General features: G+C 74.8%; 19 protein-coding genes and 1 pseudogene. 4 read left to right on the top strand and 16 right to left on the bottom strand.

Features of this window, described 5'->3' with window-relative positions; genetic code table 11:
• Positions 1-11: 11 nt before the first annotated feature.
• Positions 12-1823 carry an acyl-CoA dehydrogenase family protein gene (locus EDD39_RS37755; RefSeq protein WP_208765783.1) on the bottom strand — a complete coding sequence of 604 codons (1812 nt, stop codon included), beginning with the start codon at positions 1821-1823 and terminating at the stop codon, positions 12-14.
• Positions 1820-2776 (bottom strand): aromatase/cyclase, encoded by a 957-nt coding sequence (locus EDD39_RS37750; RefSeq protein ID WP_123564148.1) that lies wholly within the window; start codon positions 2774-2776, stop codon positions 1820-1822. The genes EDD39_RS37755 and EDD39_RS37750 overlap by 4 nt, the downstream gene beginning before the upstream one ends.
• Before the next feature lie 701 nt (positions 2777-3477).
• Here EDD39_RS37750 and EDD39_RS37745 point away from each other — a divergent pair.
• Positions 3478-3747, top strand: a complete 270-nt coding sequence (locus EDD39_RS37745; protein ID WP_123564147.1) for a DUF6059 family protein — start codon at positions 3478-3480, stop codon at positions 3745-3747.
• A 513-nt stretch (positions 3748-4260) separates the two neighbouring features.
• Here EDD39_RS37745 and EDD39_RS37740 read toward each other — a convergent pair.
• From EDD39_RS37740 to EDD39_RS37725, 4 genes are all read right to left on the bottom strand, one after another.
• Complete coding sequence (locus EDD39_RS37740) at positions 4261-5493, bottom strand: beta-ketoacyl synthase N-terminal-like domain-containing protein (RefSeq protein ID WP_123564146.1); 1233 nt, start codon at positions 5491-5493, stop codon at positions 4261-4263.
• On the bottom strand, positions 5490-6761 hold the full coding sequence (locus EDD39_RS37735; RefSeq protein ID WP_123564145.1) for a beta-ketoacyl-[acyl-carrier-protein] synthase family protein: 1272 nt from the start codon (positions 6759-6761) through the stop codon (positions 5490-5492). The genes EDD39_RS37740 and EDD39_RS37735 overlap by 4 nt, the downstream gene beginning before the upstream one ends.
• Positions 6758-7531 carry a thioesterase II family protein gene (locus EDD39_RS37730; protein ID WP_123564144.1) on the bottom strand — a complete coding sequence of 258 codons (774 nt, stop codon included), beginning with the start codon at positions 7529-7531 and terminating at the stop codon, positions 6758-6760. Before EDD39_RS37730 ends, EDD39_RS37735 begins: the two co-directional genes overlap by 4 nt.
• Positions 7532-7686: 155 nt before the next feature.
• The gene (locus EDD39_RS37725) at positions 7687-8508 is read right to left on the bottom strand and encodes an AfsR/SARP family transcriptional regulator (RefSeq protein WP_030461726.1); all 822 of its coding nucleotides are present in this window, start codon (positions 8506-8508) and stop codon (positions 7687-7689) included.
• 498 nt (positions 8509-9006) lie between these two features.
• On the opposite strand from EDD39_RS37725, the gene EDD39_RS37720 reads away from it, so the two are divergent.
• Positions 9007-9996: an AfsR/SARP family transcriptional regulator gene (locus tag EDD39_RS37720; protein ID WP_123564143.1), complete on the top strand. Its 990-nt coding sequence runs from the start codon at positions 9007-9009 to the stop codon at positions 9994-9996.
• Between the two features lie 91 nt (positions 9997-10087).
• On the opposite strand, the gene EDD39_RS37715 is transcribed toward EDD39_RS37720, so the two are convergent.
• The 6 genes from EDD39_RS37715 to EDD39_RS37690 all read right to left on the bottom strand — a co-directional run bounded on the left by EDD39_RS37715 (position 10088) and on the right by EDD39_RS37690 (position 15073).
• On the bottom strand, positions 10088-10720 hold the full coding sequence (locus tag EDD39_RS37715) for a ScbR family autoregulator-binding transcription factor (RefSeq protein ID WP_123564142.1): 633 nt from the start codon (positions 10718-10720) through the stop codon (positions 10088-10090).
• A gap of 11 nt (positions 10721-10731) precedes the next feature.
• Entirely contained in the window at positions 10732-12327 is a 1596-nt protein-coding gene (locus EDD39_RS37710; protein WP_425269817.1) for an acyl-CoA carboxylase subunit beta, read from the bottom strand.
• Between the two features lie 130 nt (positions 12328-12457).
• Positions 12458-12664: an acyl-CoA carboxylase subunit epsilon gene (locus EDD39_RS37705; RefSeq protein ID WP_107067300.1), complete on the bottom strand. Its 207-nt coding sequence runs from the start codon at positions 12662-12664 to the stop codon at positions 12458-12460.
• Positions 12665-12913: 249 nt separating this feature from the next.
• Positions 12914-13384: a carboxymuconolactone decarboxylase family protein gene (locus tag EDD39_RS37700; RefSeq protein WP_030461731.1), complete on the bottom strand. Its 471-nt coding sequence runs from the start codon at positions 13382-13384 to the stop codon at positions 12914-12916.
• Positions 13385-13514: 130 nt separating this feature from the next.
• The gene (locus EDD39_RS37695) at positions 13515-14147 is read right to left on the bottom strand and encodes a ScbR family autoregulator-binding transcription factor (RefSeq protein WP_123564140.1); all 633 of its coding nucleotides are present in this window, start codon (positions 14145-14147) and stop codon (positions 13515-13517) included.
• A 104-nt stretch (positions 14148-14251) separates the two neighbouring features.
• Positions 14252-15073: an AfsR/SARP family transcriptional regulator gene (locus EDD39_RS37690; protein ID WP_030461733.1), complete on the bottom strand. Its 822-nt coding sequence runs from the start codon at positions 15071-15073 to the stop codon at positions 14252-14254.
• Positions 15074-15721: 648 nt separating this feature from the next.
• Between EDD39_RS37690 and EDD39_RS37685 the strand changes: the two genes are divergently transcribed.
• Positions 15722-16672 (top strand): ScbA/BarX family gamma-butyrolactone biosynthesis protein, encoded by a 951-nt coding sequence (locus tag EDD39_RS37685; protein ID WP_244257526.1) that lies wholly within the window; start codon positions 15722-15724, stop codon positions 16670-16672.
• Positions 16673-16910: 238 nt separating this feature from the next.
• On the top strand, positions 16911-17561 hold the full coding sequence (locus EDD39_RS37680; protein WP_123564138.1) for a ScbR family autoregulator-binding transcription factor: 651 nt from the start codon (positions 16911-16913) through the stop codon (positions 17559-17561).
• Between the two features lie 114 nt (positions 17562-17675).
• Here the strand turns inward: EDD39_RS37680 and EDD39_RS37675 are convergent.
• The 4 genes and pseudogenes from EDD39_RS37675 to EDD39_RS37660 all read right to left on the bottom strand — a co-directional run.
• A pseudogene (locus EDD39_RS37675) lies at positions 17676-19124 on the bottom strand (FAD-dependent monooxygenase); the annotation flags it as partial.
• A gap of 115 nt (positions 19125-19239) precedes the next feature.
• Complete coding sequence (locus EDD39_RS37670; RefSeq protein WP_123564137.1) at positions 19240-19641, bottom strand: DUF6009 family protein; 402 nt, start codon at positions 19639-19641, stop codon at positions 19240-19242.
• On the bottom strand, positions 19638-21161 hold the full coding sequence (locus tag EDD39_RS37665; protein WP_123564136.1) for a DNA primase family protein: 1524 nt from the start codon (positions 21159-21161) through the stop codon (positions 19638-19640). Before EDD39_RS37665 ends, EDD39_RS37670 begins: the two co-directional genes overlap by 4 nt.
• Entirely contained in the window at positions 21158-22288 is a 1131-nt protein-coding gene (locus EDD39_RS37660; RefSeq protein WP_123564135.1) for a bifunctional DNA primase/polymerase, read from the bottom strand. The genes EDD39_RS37665 and EDD39_RS37660 overlap by 4 nt, the downstream gene beginning before the upstream one ends.
• Positions 22289-23314: the final 1026 nt, after the last annotated feature.

Below are 23314 nucleotides of genomic sequence, written 5' to 3'. Positions count from 1 at the left end.
TGCCCCGTCCCTCAACCCGCCAGCGCCGTTCCGTAGAGGTCGAGGCTGCGCCCCGTCCGGTACCGCTCCAGGACCTCGCCCAGCAGCGCGGAGGTGACCTGCGCGGGCAGCTCGGGCACCTGGGCGCCCAGCCGGCACGCGATCCGGTGCAGGGCGGCCACCGCCCAGGCCGGGTCCTCGAGGAAGTCGCCGGTCCCGGCCCGGCCCTCCCACACCCCGAGCACCGCGGCGGCCGCCAGCACCAGGGCGTAGCGGTCGACCAGGGTGACGGCCTGCGGCTCGAAGGCGGTGCTGGGGCCGAGCGCCGCGCAGCGCTCCCGCAGCCGGTGCAGCTCGGCCACGAAGGAGTCCGCGAGTGAGGCCAGCGCGTTCTCCAGCGGCCCGCGCCCGCCGCGGGCCCGCAGCCGCCCGGCGGCGCCGACCAGCACCGCGGTGAGCAGGTCGTCGGCCCCGGAGTGGGCCAGGCGGCGGTGGTCCAGCGGCGGCAGCGGCGCGCCGGGCCGGAACAGGTCGGCGGGCGGCTCGGCGGTGCGGAACCACGCGGTGCGGGCCAGCACCGGCAGCTGCGGCACCAGCACCGCCTGGCACACGGCCGTCCCGGCGTGCCCGAGCCCGGCCACCGGCAGGTCCCGGACCAGCTTCTGGAAGCTGCCGTACAGCGGGCCGCCGTCGAAGCCGCGGCCGCCCAGCACGGTGGCCAGCTCCTCGAGGTCCTCGCGCAGCAGGCCCGGCATCGTGTACTTGACCGCGGCGCCCAGCAGGTACGACTGCTCCGGCAGCAGGCTCATCGCCCGCATCCCGGTGACGGCCATCGCGTCGCAGGCCAGCAGGTCGGCGAAGACCCCGGCCAGCACGCTGTGCCAGCGGCGGACCGGCTGCCCGTCGGCCCGGTCCTCGGTGGCGGCCCGCACGGCCAGCCGCAGGACGCCCTCCACCCCAGCGAGCACGGTGCCCGGGATCAGGCAGTGGCTGAGCTGGAAGCTGCGCAGCGCCAGCGACACCCCGTCGCCGACCGCGCCGACCAGCGCGCCCCCGGGCAGCGCGGCGTCCGCCAGCTGCAGCCCGGAGAAGTGCGCGCCGCGCATGCCGGGCATCTCCACCCGGCCCAGCCGGCGCACCTCGCCGGAGCCCGGCTGCCCGGGGCCGAGCAGGAACACCGAGTGGCTGCGCGAGCCGTACCCCTCGGAGGTGCGCCCGTACAGCACGAAGGCGTCCGCCCGGTGGGCGTTGAGCACCACGTCCTTGCGGCCGCTGAGCAGCCAGCCGCCGTCGGGGCGGGGGCGGGCGGAGACCTCGTCGCGCAGGACGGCGTTGGCGTGCGCGAGTTCGCGGTGCACGATCGCGGCCCGGCCGCCGCCGAGCAGGACGCCGGCCAGTTCGCGCTGCTGCCGCCGGTCGCCGCCGGTCCACACCGCGGAGGCGGCGAACAGCGAGGTGATGCCGAAGCCGTAGCCGAGCGCGAGGTCGCGCCGGAACACCGGGCGCAGCACCCGGGCGAGCTCCTCCAGCCCGGTGAGCCGGCCGCCGAGTCCGTGCGGCACGAACTCGGCGGACAGCCCGGCCGCGGTCAGCAGCTCCTCGGTGGCCTCGGGCGCCTGCCGGGCCAGGTCGGCCCGCAGCAGCGCCGGGTGCCCGTGCGGGTTGCCCGGGTCGAAGGGATCGCCGAGGGCGGCCTCCAGCCGGGCGGCCCGCTCCGGTTCGGCGTGCACCGGCACCTGGTCGGGGGCGTCCGGTACGGGGGAGTCCGGCCCGGTGGCGTCCGCGGCGGGGCCGGGGCCGGGGGCGTTGCGGGCGGGGGTCGCGGCGGTGCCTGCCGGGGTCACAGGACCCGGACCGAGTCGAGGGCGTACTGGGTGGCGTGGCGCAGCACGGTCAGACTGGCCTGCCCGAGGGCCTCGCCCAGGTGGCGGCCCGCGTCGAGGGCGTCCGCGCCGCGGCCCAGCACCTGCTCGACGGCCTCCTCGCGGAGCAGCACGTCGTGCCGGGAGATCAGGTTGACGCCGGTCTCGTCGGGCTCGATCGACCACTCGCCGGAGTGCGCGGCCATCAGCGGGGAGGTGTGGGTCTGCTTGTAGACGATGCGCTGGGCGCCCGGGAAGCAGATCCGCACCGACTCGGTGGAGTGCGCCCCGCCGTCCAGCGACAGGCTGCCCATCGAGACCCGCTGCACGCCCGGCGCGTCCTCGGCCAGGTCGATCCGGTTGACGTGCGGCAGCCCGGCGGGCCAGTTCTCCACCCGGTAGAGGAAGTCGAAGACCAGCTCCGCCGGGGCGTTGACGTGCACGACGTCCTCGAAGGACCACACCAGGTCGTCCAGGCGGGCCCAGCGCTCGGCGATGTCGGCGAGCCGGTCCAGCTGGGACGAGCTGTTGGCCACCGTGGCGGCCTCGACCCAGGCCGCGGCCCCGGGGTCGTCGTCGGCGACGGTGAAGGCGTGCTCCAGCGTCACCCGGCAGCTGCTGTCGCCGAGCGGCTCGACCGCCCAGATGCCGACCATCGACTCGGCGGGGGCGGCGGGCAGGTCCATGGTGAACTCGACCTGGAGCCGTTCCACGTCCAGGTACCTGCTGGACACCCAGGACTTGATCTCGTCGCCCGCCGTGACCCACATCCGCAGCCGCTCCCGCGTCCCGTCGAAGTCGAGCTGCTCGACGTGCACGCAGGGCGGGAAGAACAGCGGCCACCGGGTGGCATCCGCGATCAGCCCGTACACCACCCCGGCCGGGGCCGCGGCGACCACCTCGTGGATCATGTGGTGCACTCGCGCATCCGCCATCTCCCACACCCTCCTCGTCTGGATACTCCGCCGGAGCCGGCCGCCTCGCCGTTCCGGCCGGCGGGCGCCCGGCCGGCACTGCCGGACCCGGGCGGGCCGTCCGAGGCAGACGGCGCCCGCCACGGGGGAAGTCCGGGCCGCCGCCGGCCCTCGACCGGAGCCCGCCCCAAGGAGCCTGTCCGGAACCCCTCGGGATCTCCTCGACGCGCGCTCGAGCGCGCCTCGGAAAGCGTCACCCCCGCTCTCCGGGACTGACCCTTACCGCCCGGGACCGCCGCCACCGCGCCCCGGCCGGGATCCCGCCCTCCCCGCCACCCCCGTCCGCCCCACCACCCTCCCGCCACCACCGCAGCGACCACTCGCCCGCCCCCGCCCGCATCCCGCCGGAGCCGGCTCCGCGGCCTGCGCCCGGCGGCTCCGCACCGCCCCGCCGCTCCAGCGCCGCTCCGGAACGGCCCGGCCGATCCACCGCCGGGCCCCGAGCCGTCCACCCGCCGGGCTCGAGAGGACGTCCAGCCCCGGGGCCGACACTCGGTCACACGGGCAGCCCCCGGCGGTGCCCTCCCCGGTGGACACCGTGCCGCGGCACCCGGAGCGGCCTCCTCACCGAGGCCGCCCGCGCCGCGGGGCCGTCCACCGGTCTCCCCCGTACCGGTGGACGGCCCCGCGCGTGCCGCCCCGGCCCCCTCCCGGAGGCGTTCATGCGTGTCCTGCTGCTGCCCTGGCGTTTCGTCCGCTCCTTCTGGGACGGGCTGGTGACCCTCGGCCTCCTGCACACCGGCGAGAGCAACGACCCCCACGACCTCGCCCTGCGCCACCCCGACAGCACCCTCCCCCTCACCGCGGCCCCGGTCTTCGGCCCCCCGCCCGGCCACCCCGAACAGCTCCGCCCCGACCTCCCGCTGACCGCCCTCGAACGCCGGCTCCGCCGCGAACTCCAGCAGCCCACCCGGGCGGGCGACTTCGCCTAGGTCTGCCCGGTCGATCCTGTCGGATCAGCGCGCGGCTCCCCCAGCCCCCAGGGGGCTGGGGGGTATCCCTTGGCGCCCGGCAAGATCGGCCGGACAGAACATTTAGCGCCCGACGGCTGCTGCCGCCGCCCGCGCGGGCCCCGACACCCGGCCCACGCGGGCGGATTCGCCTGCTGAGACCTCAACTCCGGCTCCGCGCGGTCGACTTCACCGGGCTCTCGTGACCACCGCCGGTGCAGCCATCAATGCCCCAACCGAAGAAGTGGCTTCACGACCAGCGCTCGCCATCTCCACCTAAGCTGCCCTCAACTCTCCATCTGAGCATGGGACTTCACTCCGGCTCCGAAACACCGCACCCGGCCGCGGACGGACGGCGCCGCGACCCGATGACGGCGGGTCGCGGCACCGTCCGCCCGCGGCCGGGTACGCGTGCGCGTGGACCGCATGCCCCGGGCCGGGGGCCTCAGCGGCTCGAACCCTCCACGGCGCGGGCGCCCGAGCCGCTCGTCCCGTTCACGCCGCGGCCGCCCGGACCACCAGCGCCGAGTTGAACCCGCCCCGGCCGCGGGCCAGCACCAGGACGTGGCGCAGCCCCGGCAACTCCCGGGGCTCCCCGACGACCAGGTCGAGCGGGCAGTCGGCCGCGGTCCGCACCGTGCCGGTGGTCGGCGGCAGCAGCCCGTCGCGCAGCGCGAGCAGCGCGGCGGCCACGTCGAGCGCGGAGCCGCCCGCGCCGAGCCGGCCGGTCATCGACTTGGGCGCGGTGACCGGCACTCCGTGCGGCCCGAACAGGTCGGCCAGCGCGGCCGCCTCGGCCCGGTCCTCGGCCCGGTTGCCGGCCCCGTCGGCGAAGACCGCGCCGATCTGCTGCGGGGTCACTCCGGCGTCGGCCAGGGCCAGTTCGGCGGCCTCCTTGAGCCGGGGGCGGCCGGGTACGCCGTCGAAGGTGGCGGCGCAGCCGGCCACCGCGCCGTAGCGGGCGGCGCCGCGTTCGGCGGCCGCCCGGGCGTCCTCGAGGACGAGCAGCGCGCCGCCCTCGCCCGCGACGTGGCCGCTCGCGGCGGGGTCGAAGGGCAGGTAGGCGCGCTGCGGGTCGGTGGCGGTGCTGAGCCGGCCGTCGGCCAGCAGGGCGGCCCAGCCCCAGGGGCACAGCGCGGAGTCGACGCCGCCGGCCACCATGAGGGCGGCGCCCCGGCGGATCTCGCGGCGGGCCCGGGCGATCGCGTCGAGGCCGCCGGCCTGTTCGCTGACCACGGCGGTGGCGGGGCCGCGGAGCCGGTGCTGGATGGCGATCTGGCCGGTGTGCGCGGCGTGGAACCAGGCGGAGGACTGGTAGGCGCTGACGTACTTGGCGCCCCGGCCCCAGAGCGCCTCGAGGCCGCGCTGGCCGAACTCGGTGCCGCCGGTGGCGCTGCCGGTGACGACTCCGGCGAGGTGGCCGTGCCGGTCGGTCGGGGTGGCGCCGGAGTCGGCCATCGCTTCGCGGGCGGCGGCCAGTCCGAGCCGGGTGGCCCGGTCGGTGCTGGGCAGCAGCCGGCTGGAGACGTGCTCCTCGTCCACGAAGTCGCGGACCTCGCCGGCGATCCGCACGGGGTAGCCGGAGGCGTCGAAGCGGGTGATCGGGGCGATGCCGCCGCGGCCGGCCAGCAGGCTCTTCCACCAGGTGTCGGTGCCGAGCCCGTTGGGCGCGGCGACGCCGATGCCGGTGACGACCACCTCGGCGTCCTCGGTCCGTCCCCCGTTCACGCCGCCTCCTGCAGCCGGGGCCGGGTCAGCACGGCGGCGGTGTGGAAGCCGCCGAAGCCGCTGGCGACGCTGAGCACGGTGCTGGTGCGCTGCTCGCGGGCGATCAGCGGGGTGTAGTCGAGGTCGCAGATCGGGTCGGGCCGGTGCAGGTTCGCGGTGGGCGGCACGGTGCTGCGGGCGATGGCCAGCACGCCGGCCACCACGTCCAGGGCGCCGGCGGCGCCGAGCGCGTGCCCGATCATCGACTTGATGGAGCTGATCGGGACGCGCCGGGCGTGATCGCCGAGGCCGAGCTTGAGCGCGTGCGTCTCGTGCCGGTCGTTGTGCCGGGTGCCGGCGCCGTGCGCGTTGATGTAGTCGACGTCCACCGGGTTCAGCCGGGCCTCGTCGAGCGCGGCCCGGATCGCGCCGGCCATCTCCTGCCCGTCGGGGCGCAGCCCGGTCATGTGGTGCGCGCTGGTGTACGTGGCGAAGCCGGACAGCTCGGCGTAGGCGTGGGCGCCGCGGCGGCGGGCGTGCGAGAGCTCCTCGAGGATGACGACGGCGGAGCCCTCGCCGAGCACGAAGCCGTCGCGGGTGCGGTCGAAGGGGCGGGAGGCCGTCCCGGGTTCCTCGTTGCGCGGGCTGGTGAGCTGGATCCGGTCGAAGCAGGCCATGGCGATCGGGGAGATCGGCGCCTCGGCGCCGCCGGCGATCATCACGTCGGTGCTGCCGTCGCGGATCAGTTCGGCGGCGTGGCCGATCGCGTCCAGGCCCGAGGTGCAGCCGCTGGAGACCAGGCCGACCGGCCCCTGCGCCCAGCTGTCCCGGGCCACGGCGGCGGCGACCGAGCTGGGCACGAGGTAGTCGTAGAGGACGTCGGTGGCCTGGGTGTGGTCCACCGTCCAGGCGGCGCCGTAGTCGCTGAGCAGCGCGTACTGGGTGGCCAGGCCGGTGACGCAGCCGACGGCGCTGCCCAGGGTGACGCCGCAGCGCAGCGGGTCGGCGGCGATGCTGTCGGCGATGCCGCTGTCGGCGATCGCCTCGCGGGCGCTGACCAGCGCGAACTGGGCGGTCCGGTCGAGCCGTTCGGTGTCGGCGAGGGTGAAGCCGTGCGCGGTGGGGTCGAAGTCGACCTCGGCGGCGATCCGCGAGCGGTAGGCGGAGGCGTCGAAGATGGTGATGCCCCGGGTCGCGGTGCGGCCGGAGGTCAGCAGGTTCCAGAAGTTCCCGGCGCCGATCCCGCCGGGGGCGACGACGCCGATGCCGGTGATGACGACGCGCCTCACCGCCGGCCTCCGGGGGCCAGGGCGGCGGCCCGGTCTCGGCAGGCCTGGCCGACCAGGCGCGGCAGTTCGGGGGTGCCGACGAAGAAGTGGTCGCCGTCGACGGTGCGCGCCTCGACCCGCCCGGTGGCCCAGCCCCGCCACTCCTCGAGCAGCGCGGGCACGGCCAGCGGGTCGTCGCGGCCGGCGAAGACCAGCACGGGGGTGTCCACCTGGCCGCCGGTGACGGAGTCCAGCGCGGCCTGGCGCAGCGAGCCGGCCAGCCGCAGGTCGTCGCGGAGCACGGGCAGCACGGCGCGGTGCCACAGCCCGCCGGGCCGGGCCATCTCGCCCGCGGGCAGCGAGCCGAGCCGGTCCAGGATCGGCAGCAGGTGCTCGTCGGGCAGGTCGGCGGCGCTGACCAGGGCGGTGGCCACGTGCGGCGGCAGGCAGGCGCCGACCGCGAGGAACAGCGGGGGCGGCGCGCCGGTGTCGGTGAGCGCCCGGGTGAGGGTGTACGCGACCAGGGCGCCCATGCTGTGGCCGTACACCGCGTACGGCCCGGTGCCGGCCCGTTCGGTGAGGATCGGCATCAGGTCGGCGAGCAGGGCGGCCCGGTCGGTGACCCGGGGTTCGCGGCGGCGGCCGTCGCGGCCGGGCAGCAGGAGGGGCACCACGTCGACGTCGGGGCCGACCAGGGACGGCCAGCGGCGGTAGCCCGCCACTCCGCCGCCCGCGTGGCCGAGGCAGTAGAGCGTGGTCCGCTCCCCGCCGGCATCCGTCAGAGCAGTCATCCGTGGTCCTCCTCCTGCGATGCCGGTGCCTCACCCGGGAAGCCGCGGGGCCGGCCGTGGGATGCGGCGGCCTGCGCCGGCACCGCGGGGGCGCGGCCGTCCGCGGACCGAGCCTGTCCTGTCCGCCTCGAGCCCTGCTCGGCCCGGGTTCGGGCTCAGGCCGCGTACAGGTCGAAGGTGGAGGTGCGCCGGGGCCCGGCGGCGGTGTCCAGCAGCGGGTCGACGACGAGCATCGCCTGGTGCATCCGCTGGAGCTGGGGGGAGGGTTCGACGCCGAGCTCCTCGATGAGCCGGTGGCGCAGCCGGCGGTAGACGTCGAGCGCGGCGGCCTGCCGGCCGGAGCGGTAGAGCGCGACCATCGCCTGCGAGTGCAGCCCCTCGTGCTGGGGGTGGCGGGCGATCAGGTCGGTGAGTTCGGCGAGCAGTTCGGAGTGCCGGCCCAGCCGCAGGTCGGCGTCGATCCGGCGCTCCCGGGCGACCAGCCGGCTCTCCTCCAGGCGCATGACCTCGATCTCGAGGACGGGGCCGACCCGCACGTCGACCAGGGCGGAGCCCTCCCAGAGGTCGAGCGCCTCGCGCAGCCGGGAGGCCGCGGTCTCGTCCTCGCCGTCCTCGAAGGCCTGTCTGCCCTCGAGCAGCAGGCGTTCGTAGGTGTAGACGTCGACGGCCTCGCTGGGGACCTGCAGCAGGTACCCGCCGTAGCGGGTGGCCAGCACCTCCTTGGCGGAGCCCGGCGCGTCCGGGCCCATGGCGGTGCCCAGCAGGCGGCGCAGCTGGAGGATGTAGGTCTGGAGCGTGGTCAGGGAACTCTGCGGCAGCTCGGTGCCCCAGATCTCCTCCATGAGTGTCGGGACCGGGACGACCCGGCCCGGGTACAGGGCCAACAAGGCCAGGATCTGGCGGGGCTTCCCCGCCGTCGGGACGACAGAGATCCCGTTGACTTCGGCACTCAGAGCGCCCAGTACTTTAATCTTCATGGCTTCCCCTCCCCTTCGCCTCGGGGCATTCTCCGCCATATCCTCCAGCGGATGGCAAGGGATCCGAGGGTGCGTACCATCCGTTCGCCAGCCATTCTCTAGTGAATGTCGAGAGAAACTCCAAGAAGGGCGCCGAAACTCTCCTGACACCGCCCTGACGCCACGCTGACAAATCCGCCCGACAAGCCTTCCACCTGCGAAGACGTGCGTTCTTCCGCACACTTCCCGGCGCCCTTTCCCGCGCACCCGAACCTTCACGCTCCCCTCACCCGGACGCCCCTCCGGGCGGCATTTCCGGGGCTCGAGAACGGGTCGGGCGCGGCCCGTCCTCGAGAAATCCTCCACGACCCCCTGAAAGCCGCTGGCGGACGGCGGACCGCGGACCCGGTCGGGCGATAGCGTCCTGTCTCCGGGGAATTCCCCTCCCGGCCCTCGGGAAGCCGCCTTCGCCCGGCGCCCCCGCCCCCCGGTCCGCCGGTCCCCCCGTGCGAGGAAGCGATGGAGTTCGGAATCCTGGGCCCCGTCCAGGTGTACGACGAGAGCACCGGCCGGGGCGTGGTGCCCCCCGGTGCCAAGCAGCGCGCCCTGCTGGGCGCGCTGGTGGTCAAGGCCGGCCAGGTCGTGCCGGTGGAACGCCTCGTCGACGAACTGTGGGACGAGCACCCCCCGGCCAACGCCGCCAACGCCCTGCAGGCCCACGTGGCCCGGCTGCGCCGCCTGCTGCCCCCGCCCGCCCCCGGCGAACCGCCGCACGAGTGGCTGGTCACCCGCCCGCTCGGGTACGCGCTGCGGCCCGGTCGGATCGACACCGACGCCCGGCGCTTCCACCGGATGGTCGCCGAGGGCCGGGCCCTGGCCGGCGCCGACCCCGGCCTGGCCGCCGACGCCCTGCGCGAGGCCATGGCCCTGTGGCGCGGCCCCGCCCTGGAGGGCAGCGGACGCGGCGCGATCTGCTCGGCCGAGGCCTCGCTGCTGGAGGAGAGCCGCCTGGTCGCCCTGGAGGCGCTGTACGACGCCTGCCTGCGGGCCGACCGCTGCGACGGCATCACCGGCGAACTCGAGGAACTGACCACCGCCCACCCGCTGCGGGAGCGCTTCTACGACCTGCTGATGGCCGCGCTGCACCGGTGCGGCCGCCGGGCCGAGGCGATCGGGGTGTACGACCGGGCGCGCCGCCGCCTGCTGCGCGACCTGGGCGTCGAACCGGGCCCGATCCTGCGCGAGCGGGTGGAGGCGGTCCTGGACCACCGGGAGCCCGTCCCCGGCCCGTGGCCGCCCGGCCGCGCCGCGGCGGCGTACCCGGCCGCGGCGGTGGCCGCGGGGGGCCGGACCGGGCCGGACGGCGAGGCCGGCGCGGCCGCCGAGGTCGGCGCGCTGCGCGAGGAGGTGGTCCGGCTCAACAGCCGCCTCGAACAGCTCTCCCGGGACCAGCGGGAACTGCTCGGCCGCCTCGAGCGGCTCAGCGCCCGGCGGACGGCGCTGCGCTGAGGCCGTCCGCGCCGCCCGGGCCGCGCCGACGGCCCCGGACCGGCCGCCCGGACCGACCCGCCCGGGCCGCGGCCGCCCCGCCCGTGGCGGGCTACTCCTCCGGCGCCTCGGTGTCCACGCCGTCGGCCGACAGGGTGGCGAGCAGGCCGGTGGGGGCCAGGGTGGGCAGCAGCAGGCGCCAGAACCGGCCGACCGTCCGCGGATCGAGCCACTCCGGCTGCCGGGTGCCCAGCACCTCCATGCCGACGGTGCCGGCCACCACCGCGGTCGCGGCCTCCTCCGGCACCACCTCCGGGCGCAGTTCGCCGCGCTCGCCCGCCTGCCGGAGCGTCTCCCGCACCCAGTGCTGCCAGTACCCGCGCAGGTCGACGCCGGGCGGGCGGGCCGGGTCGCCGCCGAGCTCGAAGCCGGCCCGCAGCACCACGTCGTCGCTCAGCTCCCGGGCGAGCCGGTAGGTGGCGTCGACCAGCCGCTGCAGGCAGCAGTCGGCCGCCTTCGGGCCGTCGGCGGTGACGGCCCGAAGGCGGGCCAGCGCGGACTCCTCGACCGCGTCCGCCACCGCGGCCTTGTTGGCGAAGTGGAAGTGCAGCGCACCGTTGCTCACCCCGGCCCGTCTGCTGATCGTGGCGAGCGAGGCGACCGTGAACCCCTCCTGGTGGAACATCTCCGCCGCGGAGCGGACCAGGGTCTCCCTGGTGCGCAGTGCACGTTCCTGTTTGACCATCAGCGCTCCATTTACTGCGGGGGGTTGCCGTGCTTCCGGGCGGGAGCGTCGACATGCTTGTTGCGGAGCATGTCGAGCGAGCGGATGAGCACCTCGCGGGTCTCGGCCGGGTCGATGACGTCGTCCACGAGGCCGCGCTCGGCCGCGTAGTACGGGTGCATCAGCTCGCTCTTGTACTCCTTGATCTTCTGCGCACGCATCGCCTCGGGATCCTCGGCGGCGGCGATGTCACGGCGGAAGATGACATTGGCGGCGCCCTCGGCGCCCATCACGGCGATCTCGTTGGTCGGCCAGGCGAACGACAGGTCCGCGCCGATGGACTGCGAGTCCATCACGATGTAGGCGCCGCCGTACGCCTTGCGCAGGATCACCGAGATCCGCGGCACCGTGGCGTTGCAGTAGGCGTAGAGCAGCTTCGCGCCGCGCCGGATGATGCCGCCGTGCTCCTGGCCGACGCCGGGCAGGAAGCCGGGGACGTCCTCCAGCGTGACGATCGGGATGTTGAAGGCGTCGCACATCTGCACGAAGCGCGCGCCCTTCTCGCTGGCCTCGATGTCCAGCACGCCGGCCAGGGTGGACGGCTGGTTGGCGACGATGCCGACGACCATGCCGTTGAGCCGGGCCAGCGCGCAGATGAGGTTGCGCGCCCAGCGCTCGTGCACCTCGAGGTACTCGCCGTCGTCGACGATCTCCTCGATCACCTCGGCCATGTCGTAGGGGCGGCTGCCGTCCGCCGGGACGAGGTCCAGCAGCACCTCGGAGCGCCGGGTCTGCGGGTCGGTGCACGGCACGCACGGCGGGTACTCGCGGTTGTTCTGCGGCAGCATCGACAGCAGGTAGCGCACCTCGGCGATGCAGGTCTCCTCGTCGTCGTACGCGAAGTGCGCCACGCCCGAGGTGCCGGAGTGGACGTCGGCGCCGCCGAGCCCGTTCTGGGTGATCTCCTCGCCGGTGACGGCCTTGACCACGTCCGGGCCGGTGATGAACATCTGGCTGGTCTCGCGGACCATGAACACGAAGTCGGTGAGCGCGGGGGAGTAGGCCGCGCCGCCGGCGCACGGGCCGAGCATGACGGAGATCTGCGGGATGACGCCGGAGGCCTTGGTGTTGCGCTGGAAGATGCCGCCGTAGCCGGCCAGCGCCGAGACGCCCTCCTGGATGCGCGCGCCGGCCCCGTCGTTGAGGGAGACGAGGGGGGCGCCCGCGGCCAGGGCCATGTCCATGATCTTGTGGATCTTCTGGGCGTGGGCCTCGCCCAGCGCGCCGCCGAAGATCCGGAAGTCGTGCGCGTAGACGAAGACCGTGCGGCCCTCGACCTTGCCCCAGCCGGTGATCACGCCGTCGGTGTAGGGCTTCTTGGACTCGAGGCCGAAGCCCTGGGCGCGGTGCCGGCGCAGCGGCTCCACCTCGCGGAAGGAGTCCTCGTCGAGCAGCAGGGCGATCCGCTCCCGGGCGGTCAGCTTGCCCTTGGCGTGCTGCGCCTCGGTGGCCTTCTCGCTCGGCCCGGCGAGCACCTGCGCGCGGATCGCGTGCAGTTCGGCCACCTGGCCGTGCGAGTCCGCCGCCTCGGTCACTTCGATCGAGGCGTGGACAAGGTCATTTACCACAGTCACGACACAACCTCCCCATGGTGCGGCCCGATCGAGCGCCCTCACCATAACAAACCATCTGAGCGGTTTCTATGTGGGGAAGCGCGGCGCGCACGCAAATCTGCCATAGACAAAAGACTGCTCGGTCCTATCGCCAGTTGTGCGGCGGGCGGTGCGCGACGACGGGGCGCTCGGGCCGCCACAGCGGAACGTTCGGGGTCTCCGCACCGTCGGACGGAGCACTCCGTCCGGCCACTGCCGACCACAACACCGCCATGACGACGGCGAGTTCCTCGTCACTGGCCCGGCCGCGCTCGACCCGCAGCGCAAGCATCCCGGTCTCCGAACCGCCCATTCCGCCTCCTCCGGCTTTCGAACACCGTCCGCCACCCGGCTATAGAGGCACCGCAGAAGCGCTTGAGGAACCGTTCAGAACGCACGGAGGACGACTGAAGGAAACCGGTCAGTCCTTTTGTTTTTTCGGGCGGCGCGGGACGGCACCGAGCGCCGGCGGGGCGGGCCGCACCGAGTTGCGGCCCGCCCCGCCGGCGCTCCCGCGGGCGGAGGGGGAGGTCCCGTCCGCGGGAGGTGCCGTGCCGACGACTCACCACTGACCGGGCTGGTAGCTCCCCGCGGGCGTCCGGCAGATCACGTTCATCCGGTTGTAGGCGTTGATCAGGGCGATCGCCGAGACCAGCGCGGCGAGCTGCTCCTGGTCGTAGTGCGCGGCGGCGTTCGCCCACACCGCGTCGCTGACCCCGCCGGCCGCGTCGGCGATCCGGGTGGCCTCCTCGGTGAGCTCCAGCGCGGCGCGCTCGGCCTCGGTGAACACGGTGGCCTCGCGCCAGGCCGCGACCAGGTTGAGCCGCTCCGGCTGGTCCCCGGCGTGCACGGCGTCCTTGTAGTGCATGTCGGTGCACATCCCGCAGCCGTTGATCTGGCTGGCCCGCAGCAGCACCATGTGCTGGGTGGCGGCGGGGAGGCCCGACTCGGTGATCACCCGGCCCGCGGAGTTGATGGCCTTGGTGAACTTCCCGCCGGTGGCGGTGCTGTAGTAGGCGAAACGGGCTTCCATCCCGGGCTCCTTCGGCTCTGCGCTCACTTGCACTGCGCTGACGGACGGCGCGGCGGCGATGTGACAGCCCGCCCCCGGAATCCCGCGTGACCCGCGTCACACCCGTCACGGCCGCACCCCGGCCCCGGCCTCACACCGCCACGGCGACGCCCGCCTCCCGGATCCGGTAGCGGGCCGGACGGCCGGCCGGCACCAGCGCGGGCAGCAGCCAGTCCCACAGCTCGCCGGTGCGGCGCAGCAGCTCCGGCAGCGGCAGCCCGCTGCCGGCCAGCACCTCGAGCCCGCACACCACGACGGTCAGCAGCGTCCGCGGGCTGGGCCCGCCCGGGTCCCGGCGCAGCGCCCCGTCCTGCTGGGCCCGCTCCAGCAGCCGCACCGTCTCGGCCGTCCAGGTCCGGCGCACGTCGCCGTCGGACGCCGCCCGGTCGGCGCGCTCGCTGCCGAGGCGGCAGCCGGCCCGGACCACCGCCTCCTGGTGCAGGGAGCGGGCCAGCCAGTACGTCAGGTCGATGAGCCGCTGCAGCGGCTCCCCGCCAGCGGCCTCCTGGCCGGCCAGGAAGCCCTCCAGCAGTTCCAGGGCCTGCTCCTGCACCGCGTCGGCCAGTTCGCCCTTGGAGCCGAAGTGGAAGTACAGCGCCCCCTTGGTGACACCGGCCTGCCGGGCGATCCGGTCCAGGGTCGCGCTGGCGTAGCCGCTGCGGTCGAAGGTCTCGGCACCGGCCCGCACCAGTTTGCGGCGGGTGCGCTCGGATCTGGCCTGCATCGCGTGCCTCCTTCTCTCGTTCCCGGGCGGCGGCCCGGCCTGCGGTCCGCGCCCGCCCGGTCCGCGGCGCACCCGCGGACCGGCCCGGCGCGGGCCCGGCGGCGTCAGCTCAGGCGGCTGAACCGCTCCCCGGTCCCGGCCGGGACCGGGTGGAGCGCGGGTTCGGGGCTGGCGGTCAGGATCGAGCGCTGCAGCCGCCGCAGGGCCGAGGACGGCTCCAGGCCCAGCTCCCGCACCAGGGCGTTGCGCAGCCGCTGGTAGGCCTCGAGGGCTTCGGAGCGCCGGCCCGAGCGGTGCAGCGCCAGCATGAACTGGCCGTGCAGGTTCTCGTGGGTGCGGTGCCGGTTGACCAGCACGGTCAGCTCGGCGAGCAGCTCGCGGTGCCGGCCCAGCCGCAGGTCGGCCTCGATCCGCTGGTCGAGCGCGCACAGCCGGGTCTCCTCCAGCCGCTGACGCTGTATCTCCAGCTGCGGGCCGGTCTGCACGTCGGCGAGGGCGGAGCCGGTCCACAGGGCGAGCGCGTCGCGCAGTTCGCGGGCGGCCCCGGCGAAGTCGCCGGCGTCCATGGCCCGGTAGCCCAGGCCGGCCTGCCGCTCGAACTCGCGCACGTCACTGGCGCCGCCCGCGGTGTTGAGCAGGTAGCCGCCGGGCGAGGTGCTCAGCACGTCCTTGGCGGTGCGCGGGTCGTCGTCGGGCAGGGCCGCGTCGATCAGCTCGCGCAGCTGCAGGATGTACGTCTGCAGCGTGGTGCGGGCGCTGCGCGGAGGGGTCCGCCCCCACAGTTCCTCGACCAGCGACGCCACCGGTACCACCCGGTCGGCGTGCAGGGCCAGCAGGGCCAGGACCTGTCGTGGCTTGGGCGCGGTGGGCGTCACCGACGTCCCGCGTTCCCTGACGTCCAACGCGCCCAGAACAGCGATGTCCATGTCGCCTCCTGTACGTACGTGAGTGATGGTCCGTCAGGTCCCTCAAGATCCGTTCACACGTACCGCCCTGACACTCGATCAGTAGAAAACGGGACGGCCGGTTTGTCAATACCAAACCGTCCATGCCGTTTTGTTCATCTTGAGGCTGCAGAAGAACCCGCAGGTCACAGCCTTGAGCCTCATTCAAGGGCAGCGGCCCCCCGGAATCCGGCCATCCTCGAGGCCCCCGCCCTTGCCATTGATCCACCTTTTCAGAACGAACGGTCTGTTTCGAGGCGCTCCGTGCCCGCCAACGCCCCCGTCCGGCCTGCGGAACGCGGCCGGACAGCCGCTTCGACCGCCCCGGAGCCGGCGGCGCGCCCCCCTCGGGGGAGGTGGCCGGACACCTGCCGCACCCTCGGGGCGACACCCCCAGCCTGCCCCGATGGCCGTGCGCTGCAAGGCCATTGGCCTAGAGTCGGGCTAGGGAACCGCTCAAGGGAGAGGCGCCCGCTCGAGGTCCGGCCCGAAGATGACCGAGTCTTGGTCGCGTATCGCTGGAAATAAAACCGGATGGTATATATCTTCACTCTCAGCGATCTGACCGTAACGCCATTCGACACGCCAGGGGGCAGCATGTCCGTGCGCACAGACCACCAGGATCGGACCGTGATCAGCACCGGACACCGGGTGACGATCCCCCAACCCCGACGGGTGGGGGAGCTTTCTCCCGTCTCGCTGACCACTACCGTCCCGAAGGAGTTCGTCCACCGGGCCGCTGTCGCCGAGGTGCTGCTCACCGAGTGGAGCCGCACCGACGACACCCGCTTCACCGCCCGGGCCCAGTGGCCTCGCGGCCACAGCTTCTTCACCCCCGTCCGGGGCGAGTACCACGACCCGCTGATCGCCATCGAGACGATCCGCCAGATCGGCACCCTGCTGGCCCACACCGAGTTCGGCGTCCCGCTGGACCACCAGTTCCTCATGTGGGACTGCGCCTTCACCGTCGAGCCCGAGCAGCTGCGGATCGGGGACGCGCCGGCCTCGATCGACCTCGAGGTCTGCTTCGAGGAGGTCCGGCTGCGCGGCCGCAGACTCGCCGGCGGCCGCTACCGGGTCGTGCTGCGCCGTGACGGGCGGGTGGCGGTGACCGGCGGCGCCTCCTTCACCTGCGCCGCGCCCGAGGTGTACCGGCGGCTGCGGGGCGAGCGGGCCCTCGGCCGCGCCGGCCAGCTGCCGCTGACCGCCCCGACCGCGCCGCAGACCGTGGGGCGGATGTCCCCCACCGACGTGGTGCTCTCCCCGGTCGGCGAGCCCGGCCGCTGGCAGCTGCGGGTGGACACCCGGCACCCGGTGATCTTCGACCACCCGCTCGACCACGCCCCCGGGATGCTGCTCGTCGAGGCCGCCCGGCAGGCCGCCGCGGCCACCCTGGACTGCCAGGACTTCCTGCCGGTCGCGCTCGGCGCCGAGTTCAAGCGCTACGTCGAACTGGACGCGCCCTGCACGATCGAGGCCGTCCGGCTCCCGGGCGACGCCCCGGCCGTGCTGGTGACGGGCCACCAGTTCGGCGAGCCGGCCTTCACCGCGACCGTGACCGGAGCACCCCCCGCCCGCTGACCGGCCCCCGCGGCCGCTCCCCGTGCCGGCCGTCGCAGGCCCCGTCCGCTCCGCCCCCGCCCGTCGGCGTCCTCCGCCGACGGGCGTCGTGCGTCCCTTTACCCACCAATTGCCGGACGTTTTCCGAACGATCGGTACGGACGGCCTTGCTCACAGCGTCGTGTCGCGCCTTAAGATACAAACTACGCGGTTTTTTTGGACGACAATCGGCCTTGCCCCACCAGGTCGAGGAGGCACAGTGGCAACACAAGACCGGGCCACCCGCACGCGCGGGGCCATCCTGAAAGCTGCGGCGCAGGTCTTCGAGGAGCGCGGCTACCAGGCGGCGACGATCGCCGAGATCCTCGCCGCCGCCGGAGTGACCAAGGGCGCGCTGTACTTCCACTTCCAGTCGAAGGAGGAGTTGGCGCACGGCGTACTGGCCGAGCAGGACATGAAGCTCGTCATCCCCGAACGCCCCTGCCGGACGCAGGAGTTCGTCGACATGTGCTTCACCCACGCGCACCGGCTGCAGACCGAGCCGATGGTCCGGGCCGGCGTGCGCCTCTCACTGGACATGGAGGCCACCGGGCTCGACCGCACCGCGCCGTTCCGCGGCTGGCAGACGGCGGTCAGGGACGTGTTCGAACGGGCCCAGGCCCAGGGCGAGCTGCTGCCGCACGTCGTGCCCGAGGAGACCTCCTCGGTGGCGGTGGGCGCCTTCGCCGGAATCCAGCAGATGTCCCAGGTGCTGACCGACTATCAGGACCTGCCCGAGCGGATCGCCAGCCTGCTGCGGCACCTGCTGCCCAGCGTGATGCTGTCCTCCGTCCTGACCTCCCTGGACATCGCCCCCGACCGGGGTGCGCGGGTGTTCGCCGAGCTGACGGCCGTCCCGGCCGCGGGCTGAGCGCCGGTACCCGTGCGGCGGCGGTAACGGCCCGCCCGGCCCGGCACCGCGGGCCCCGGCGCGGACCCCGCCCCGGCGGGCGGCGGACGCCTGCGGGCGGCCGCCGAAGTGCGCCTCCAGCGCCTGCCCCAGCCCGCCGCCGCCGGCCGCCCAGGCCAGGTAGCCGTCGGGCCGCACCAGCAGCGCCGGCTCCGGCAGCGCGTCCGCCCGGGCGGTCCGCACCACCGACAGCAGGCCCGCCCAGGGCCCGGCCTCGGCCAGGTACCGGCCGCCCCGCTCGCCCGCGAGCAGCAGCACCGGCCGGCCCGGCCCGAGCAGCCGCACCACGTCGGTCTCCCCGTCCGTGGTCGCCAGCCGGGTGTTGGGCAGGAACCGGCCCTCCCAGGCCGAGGCCCCGTCGGTGCGGGCCGGCAGCACGGTGTCCTGGGCGCTGATCAGGCCGCCGAGGTAGCCGCCGGCCGGCCCGGCCGCCTCCACCAGGTCGCCGAGCAGCCCGCGCAGCGGGTCCAGGAACGGGTCCGGGTTCATCAGGACGAGCTGCGCCCGGGTGTTGTCGATGACCCGCCGGGCGGCGGGCCGGCGCTCGGGGTCGTAGCTGTCCAGCAGCCGGGGCCCGGCCAGGCCGCGCACGGTGAGCGCGAGCTTCCAGCCGAGGTTGACGGCGTCCAGCAGGCCCGTCCCCAGGCCCTGGCCGCCGATCGGGAAGTGCACGTGCGCGCTGTCCCCGGCCAGCAGGACCCGCCCGGAGCGGAAGGTGTCGGCCAGCCGGGAGAAGTCGCTGAACCGGCTGGGCCAGCGGATGTCGGTCATCGGGACGTCGCGGCCCGCGATCCGGGCGGTCTGGCGTCTGAGCTCCTCCGGGGCGGGCGGCCGGCGGTCCGGGGCGGCCCCCGTGCAGTCCAGGACCCGCAGGTAGGTGCGGCCGCCGGGCAGTGCGGTGCAGACGATCCAGCCGCGCGGGGTGCGGTGCCAGCCGGGGGCCAGCGCGGCCGGGTCGGCGAGGGTGACCTCGCCGGCCAGGGCCGCGACCGTCGCGGGCGCGGTCGAGGAGCCGATGCCGGCCCGCTCCCGCACCAGGCTGTGCGCGCCGTCGGCGCCCACCAGGTAGTCGGCGCCGATCCGGACCGGGCCGTGCGGGCCCTCGGCCGTCACCTGCGCCCCGTCCGGGCCGGTGCGCACCTCGACCGCCCGGTACCCGCGCATGATCCGGGCGCCCGAGGCCCGGGCCCGGGCCTCGAACAGCCGCTCCAGGTCGGCCTGGGGGCGCTTGAGGATCGGCGCGGGCTCCTCGGCCGGGGCCGCCACCGACAGGCCCGGTATCCCGGCGAAGTGGAAGGAGCGGCTGACCGCGCCGTCGGCCGCGGGCGGCTCCAGGTAGCCGCGCCGCACCAGGCTCTGCACCACCCGGGCGTGCAGGGTGGTGGCCTTCGGCTGCTCCGACACCGCCCCGGCCGCCTCCAGCACCACCGTCCGGACCCCCTGCCCGGCCAGCTCCGCCGCGGTCAGCAGGCCCACCGGCCCGCCCCCGACCACCAGTACTTGCGCGCGCACCTGTCCCGTCATGCCGGCTCCCCCACCTGGCCACCGTTCGCGCCGCGCCGCGGACGGCACGCGCGACCAACGGCCAGAAAATATACCGGGCGCTCGGTTTTTTGCAACGCTCCGCAGCTGCCCGCTCTCAGCCCGGCAGGGCGGCCCCCGGCTGCGGCCGGCCCGCCGGCCGCAGGCCGCCCTCCGAGCGCCCGGTCTTCAGGCCCTTGCTGCCCGGCGCCACCGTGCTCGGGTCCACCGCCTCGGCCGGCGCCCCGGTCGCGTACAGCCCCGCGGGGTCGGTGTCCCGGTCGTGCGGCAGCAGCCAGAACACCCGCCGCCGGAAGGTCCCCGAGGACCGCGACGGCTTCGCCCCCGGACCCAGCTGCGCGTAGCCCACCATCCGGCCGTCGCGGTGGTACGCCGGCCGGCCCCGGCGGGTCGGCAGCCGGTCCAGGCTCTGCCGCACGTAGTCCAGGCTGCCGATGTCCTCCAGCCAGACCAGCGCGGCCTCGTGGACGATCTCGTCCTCTGCGATGAGAGCGCTCATACCGTCTCCTCGTCGGCAAGCAGGCCGATGCCTGGGTAGTACTTGCGCTGGTTCGACAGGACCATCGCCTTCGGCGACACCAGCCCCACCGCCTCCCGGATCCTGGCCGCGAACCCCCGCGACGACAGCGGCGGAACGCCCTCGCCCAGGCACCAGGAACGGTAGGCCGCGTAGAGCTGGGCCTGCTCGGCCCGCAGCTCCGGGGCGACCCGGCAGGCCTCCGCGACGAACCGCCCGGTGTGGTCCTCGGTCTCGGCGTAGGCGTCGGTGGCGATCCGCACCCGCTCCGGACCGGCCAGGTCCTTGTCCCCCGCCAGGTAGCAGCGGGCGCCCTCGATCAGCCAGTTGAGGATGCCCGGCCCCTCCTCGGTGACCAGGACGTCCGCCAGGTTGTCGATCTTCCGGTCGTCGGAGACCACCCGCTCGAACGGGACCAGCCGCATCCGCCGCCAGAACGCGAAACCGCCGGTGCCCACCTCGGGCCGGTGGTTGCCCAGCAGCCACAGCTTGTGGGTCGGCTGGAAGCTGAAGAAGTCCTGCCGCATCCGCCGCGCCTTGATCCGGTCCCCGCCGGTCAGCAGCTTCACCCGGGCCTCGTCGAACCGGTCGCCGGGCCGGACCTCGCTGCAGACCACCACCCGGCGCCCGTGCAGCTCCGCCAGGTCGGTCGGGTGCCCCTCGTACGGGCGGGCCATCAGGAACCCGGGCGGCGCCGCGTCCGCGTAGTCGCCCAGCAGCCGCATCAGCACGTCCAGCAGCACCGACTTGCCGTTCTTGCCGTAGCCGAACAGGAACGGCATCACCTGCCCGCCCACGTCGCCGGTCACTGAGTAGCCCAGCAGCAGGTGCAGGAAGGCGATCATCTCCGCACCCTCCGCGTCCTCGCCGAAGGTGTCGGTCAGGAAGCGCTGCCAGCGCGGCGCGGGCACCGGCAGCGGCGTCACCGTGGTCGACCGGGAGTGGAAGTCCTTGTTCGGGTCCGGCGCGTGCATCCGACCCGTCCGCAGGTCCACCACCCCGCCGGGGGTGCACAGCGCGTACGGGTCGGCGTCCAGCTTGGCCGCGTTGAGCACCATGCCGGGGGCCGTGCGGGCCTGTAACAGCATGGCGTGCATCCCGCTGGTGCTCAGCGCCCGGCGCCGGTGCTGCTGCAGCGCGGAGGCGGTGAACACCCCGCGCGGGTCGTCCGCCGCGATGCTCTCCGCCAGGTCGCCGGCCGCCCACAGCACGGTGTCGTCCTCGTCGTCCAGCCACCGGGTGCCGTCCCAGCGGTACCAGCCCAGCCCCGGCACGTGCCGGTAGTCGTCCGCGTACAGCTTGACGAACAGCTTGGCGTTGCCCCGGTCGGTCAGGGTGTCCGGGAGCAGGCCCTGGGCGGTCGCGCCGCCCCCGGCCGGGCCGGCGGGCACCTGGGCCTCGCCCGGCGCGGCCGGCTGCACCGCGCTGGCCAGGATCTCCCGCGCCACCGCCCGGGCGTCGAACTGGGCGTCGAGCAGCGTGCTCCTCTCCGGAAGGCTCATCCGGGGGTCCCCCGCATCAGCGGGCGGCGCGCGCCCGCCCGCAGGCCGCTGCGGATGATCGCCGCGGCCCGCCGCTCCTGCCCCGGCCGGGCCAGCCCGGCCGCCTCGGTCAGCGCCCGCACCGCCTCCGCCTCGGTCAGGTACCCGGCCGCGGCCAGCCCCCCGGCGGTGTACGCGGCCCGGTTCAGCCGCTCGGAGAAACCCGCCCCCTGCGCCAGCGCCCCGCAGGCCGCCACCTCCGCCAGCGGACCGGCCAGCAGCCCCGCCACCGTCCGACGGCCCCCACCGGCCCGCAGGACGGCCGCCAGCGCCCGCTGGGGCACCGCGGCCCGCCCCGGCTCCGCGCCCGGCTGAGGGGCCGTCAGGTGCCCGGTGCGGCGCAGCTCGTGCGCCAGCCACCCCGGCAGCGGCGCGGGCTCCCGGACGGAGTCCACCGGTGTGTAGTCCCCCGCCGCGGTCCTGGTCCCCGGCGCCACGATGTAGCCCCCGTACGCCCGCACGTCCACCTGCCAGGCCAGCGCCCGCCCCGAGGACGAACCCGTCGAGCACAGCCACCGCTGCCCGGGCAGCGCCCGGTACCAGACGTGCAGGCCCCCCGAGGGCGTGCGCACCCGCAGCGTCCCGGTGTCCTCGGCCGGACTGGCCTCGCCGTGCAGCGCGGCCAGCACCGCCAGCGTGTGGAAACCGTTCTCCAGCCCGGTCAGGTCCGCGCCCTCCGGGATGACGATCCCGGGCAGCAGCCGGTCCCGCCCCGGCAGCGCGACCCGGTGCGCGTCCACGTCGACGACCACCAGCCCGGCCGGCCCGCAGGAGATCCCGACCCCGAAGCCCTCCCGCCCGCTCCACCACCGGTCCACCAGCGCCTGGTCCACCGTTGCCGCGTGGAACCCGTGGCACCAGCGCCCGCTGCGCAGGCACGCGCACCCCTGGTGGTGGTGCCCCGGCACCCGGCACGGCGCGCAGTTGCCCGCCGGAGTCTTGCGCCCCGACGCCAGCGGCAGCACCGGCCACCCCCGGGCGGCACACCACCGGGCCGTGGCCCACGGCCCCGACCCCGCCGGGATCTCGGCCCCCGCCGGACGGGGACGCGCCGATCCACTGCCCCGAGCCCACAGCTCCGCAGTCATGGCTCCCCCGTCAGCGACTCAAGCGACTCAACGAGGAAAACACACTAGCGATCCCCGATCACTCACTGTGCACCAAAAAACACCCGCTCCACCCCACCCGCCCGCGCCCGGGCTGGTCCCCGGCCGAAAAACCCCCGGCGAACGGCAGCGACCGAGCGACTGAGGGCAGCGACCGAGCGACTCTTCGGTCGCTGCTCAGTCGCTGGACAAAACCCCAGGTCAGAGCAGGTCCAGCCGAAAAAACAGCGACTGAAGCGACTCAAGGTCCCTATATATCTCCGTCTCACGTACGCGGGGGCACATACGCACACACACGTGAAATGGCTTCATATACCCGGACCTTCAGTCGCTTCGGTCGCTGTTTTCTCCCACTCACTCCCCCTGACCTGCACTTTTCCCAGCGACCGAAGCAGCGACCGAAGGGTCGCTCGGTCGCTGTCCTTCGGTCGCTCGGTCGCTGCCGGGCCCACTCGCCCCGCCCGACCCCCCATCCGGGCTCCACTCCGGCCCGAGCCACCGTCCACCGGATCTCCTCGCCCACCGCCCCGATCCGGCCGCCCCGGACCTTCGGTCGCTTCGGTCGCTGTTCCCCTGCGACCCGCCACCCTCCGGCGGTCTGCCCGTACGAACCACGTTCCCCACGGGGCGGCCCCTCCGCCCGGGCTGACGCGGCCGAACCGCGGACCGTACCCCGCCAGGAGCGCCCCGACGCCGGAACGGGGGCCTCCCTCCACCGGGGCCGGCCTCACCGCCCAGGACGCAGTGGCCCCCGGGTCGCCACCTGGAGGCCGGTGGCGAGCAGAGTGCCCCCGTCGGGCCCGGCCGCAGTGCTGTGCCGGGGCTGATGCCAGTCCGGGTCGAGGAAGAGCAGCACCCCACCCCCGACCGGGCTCCCGCCCCCCGTGATCCGCCCCGCGAATAGCCCCCGGAACCCCTCCCGCAGGCCGAACACCCGCGGGTGTTGGGGCCAGCCGCCCGCGCGCCTCTTACTTAAGAAGGGGGAATATGCCCTGACCTGCGGAAACG

This window comes from Kitasatospora cineracea (genome assembly GCF_003751605.1).
GTDB classification, from domain to species: domain Bacteria; phylum Actinomycetota; class Actinomycetes; order Streptomycetales; family Streptomycetaceae; genus Kitasatospora; species Kitasatospora cineracea.
The sequence above is the reverse complement of the archived record's forward strand: the minus strand, read 5'-3'. Positions and strand labels throughout refer to the sequence as shown.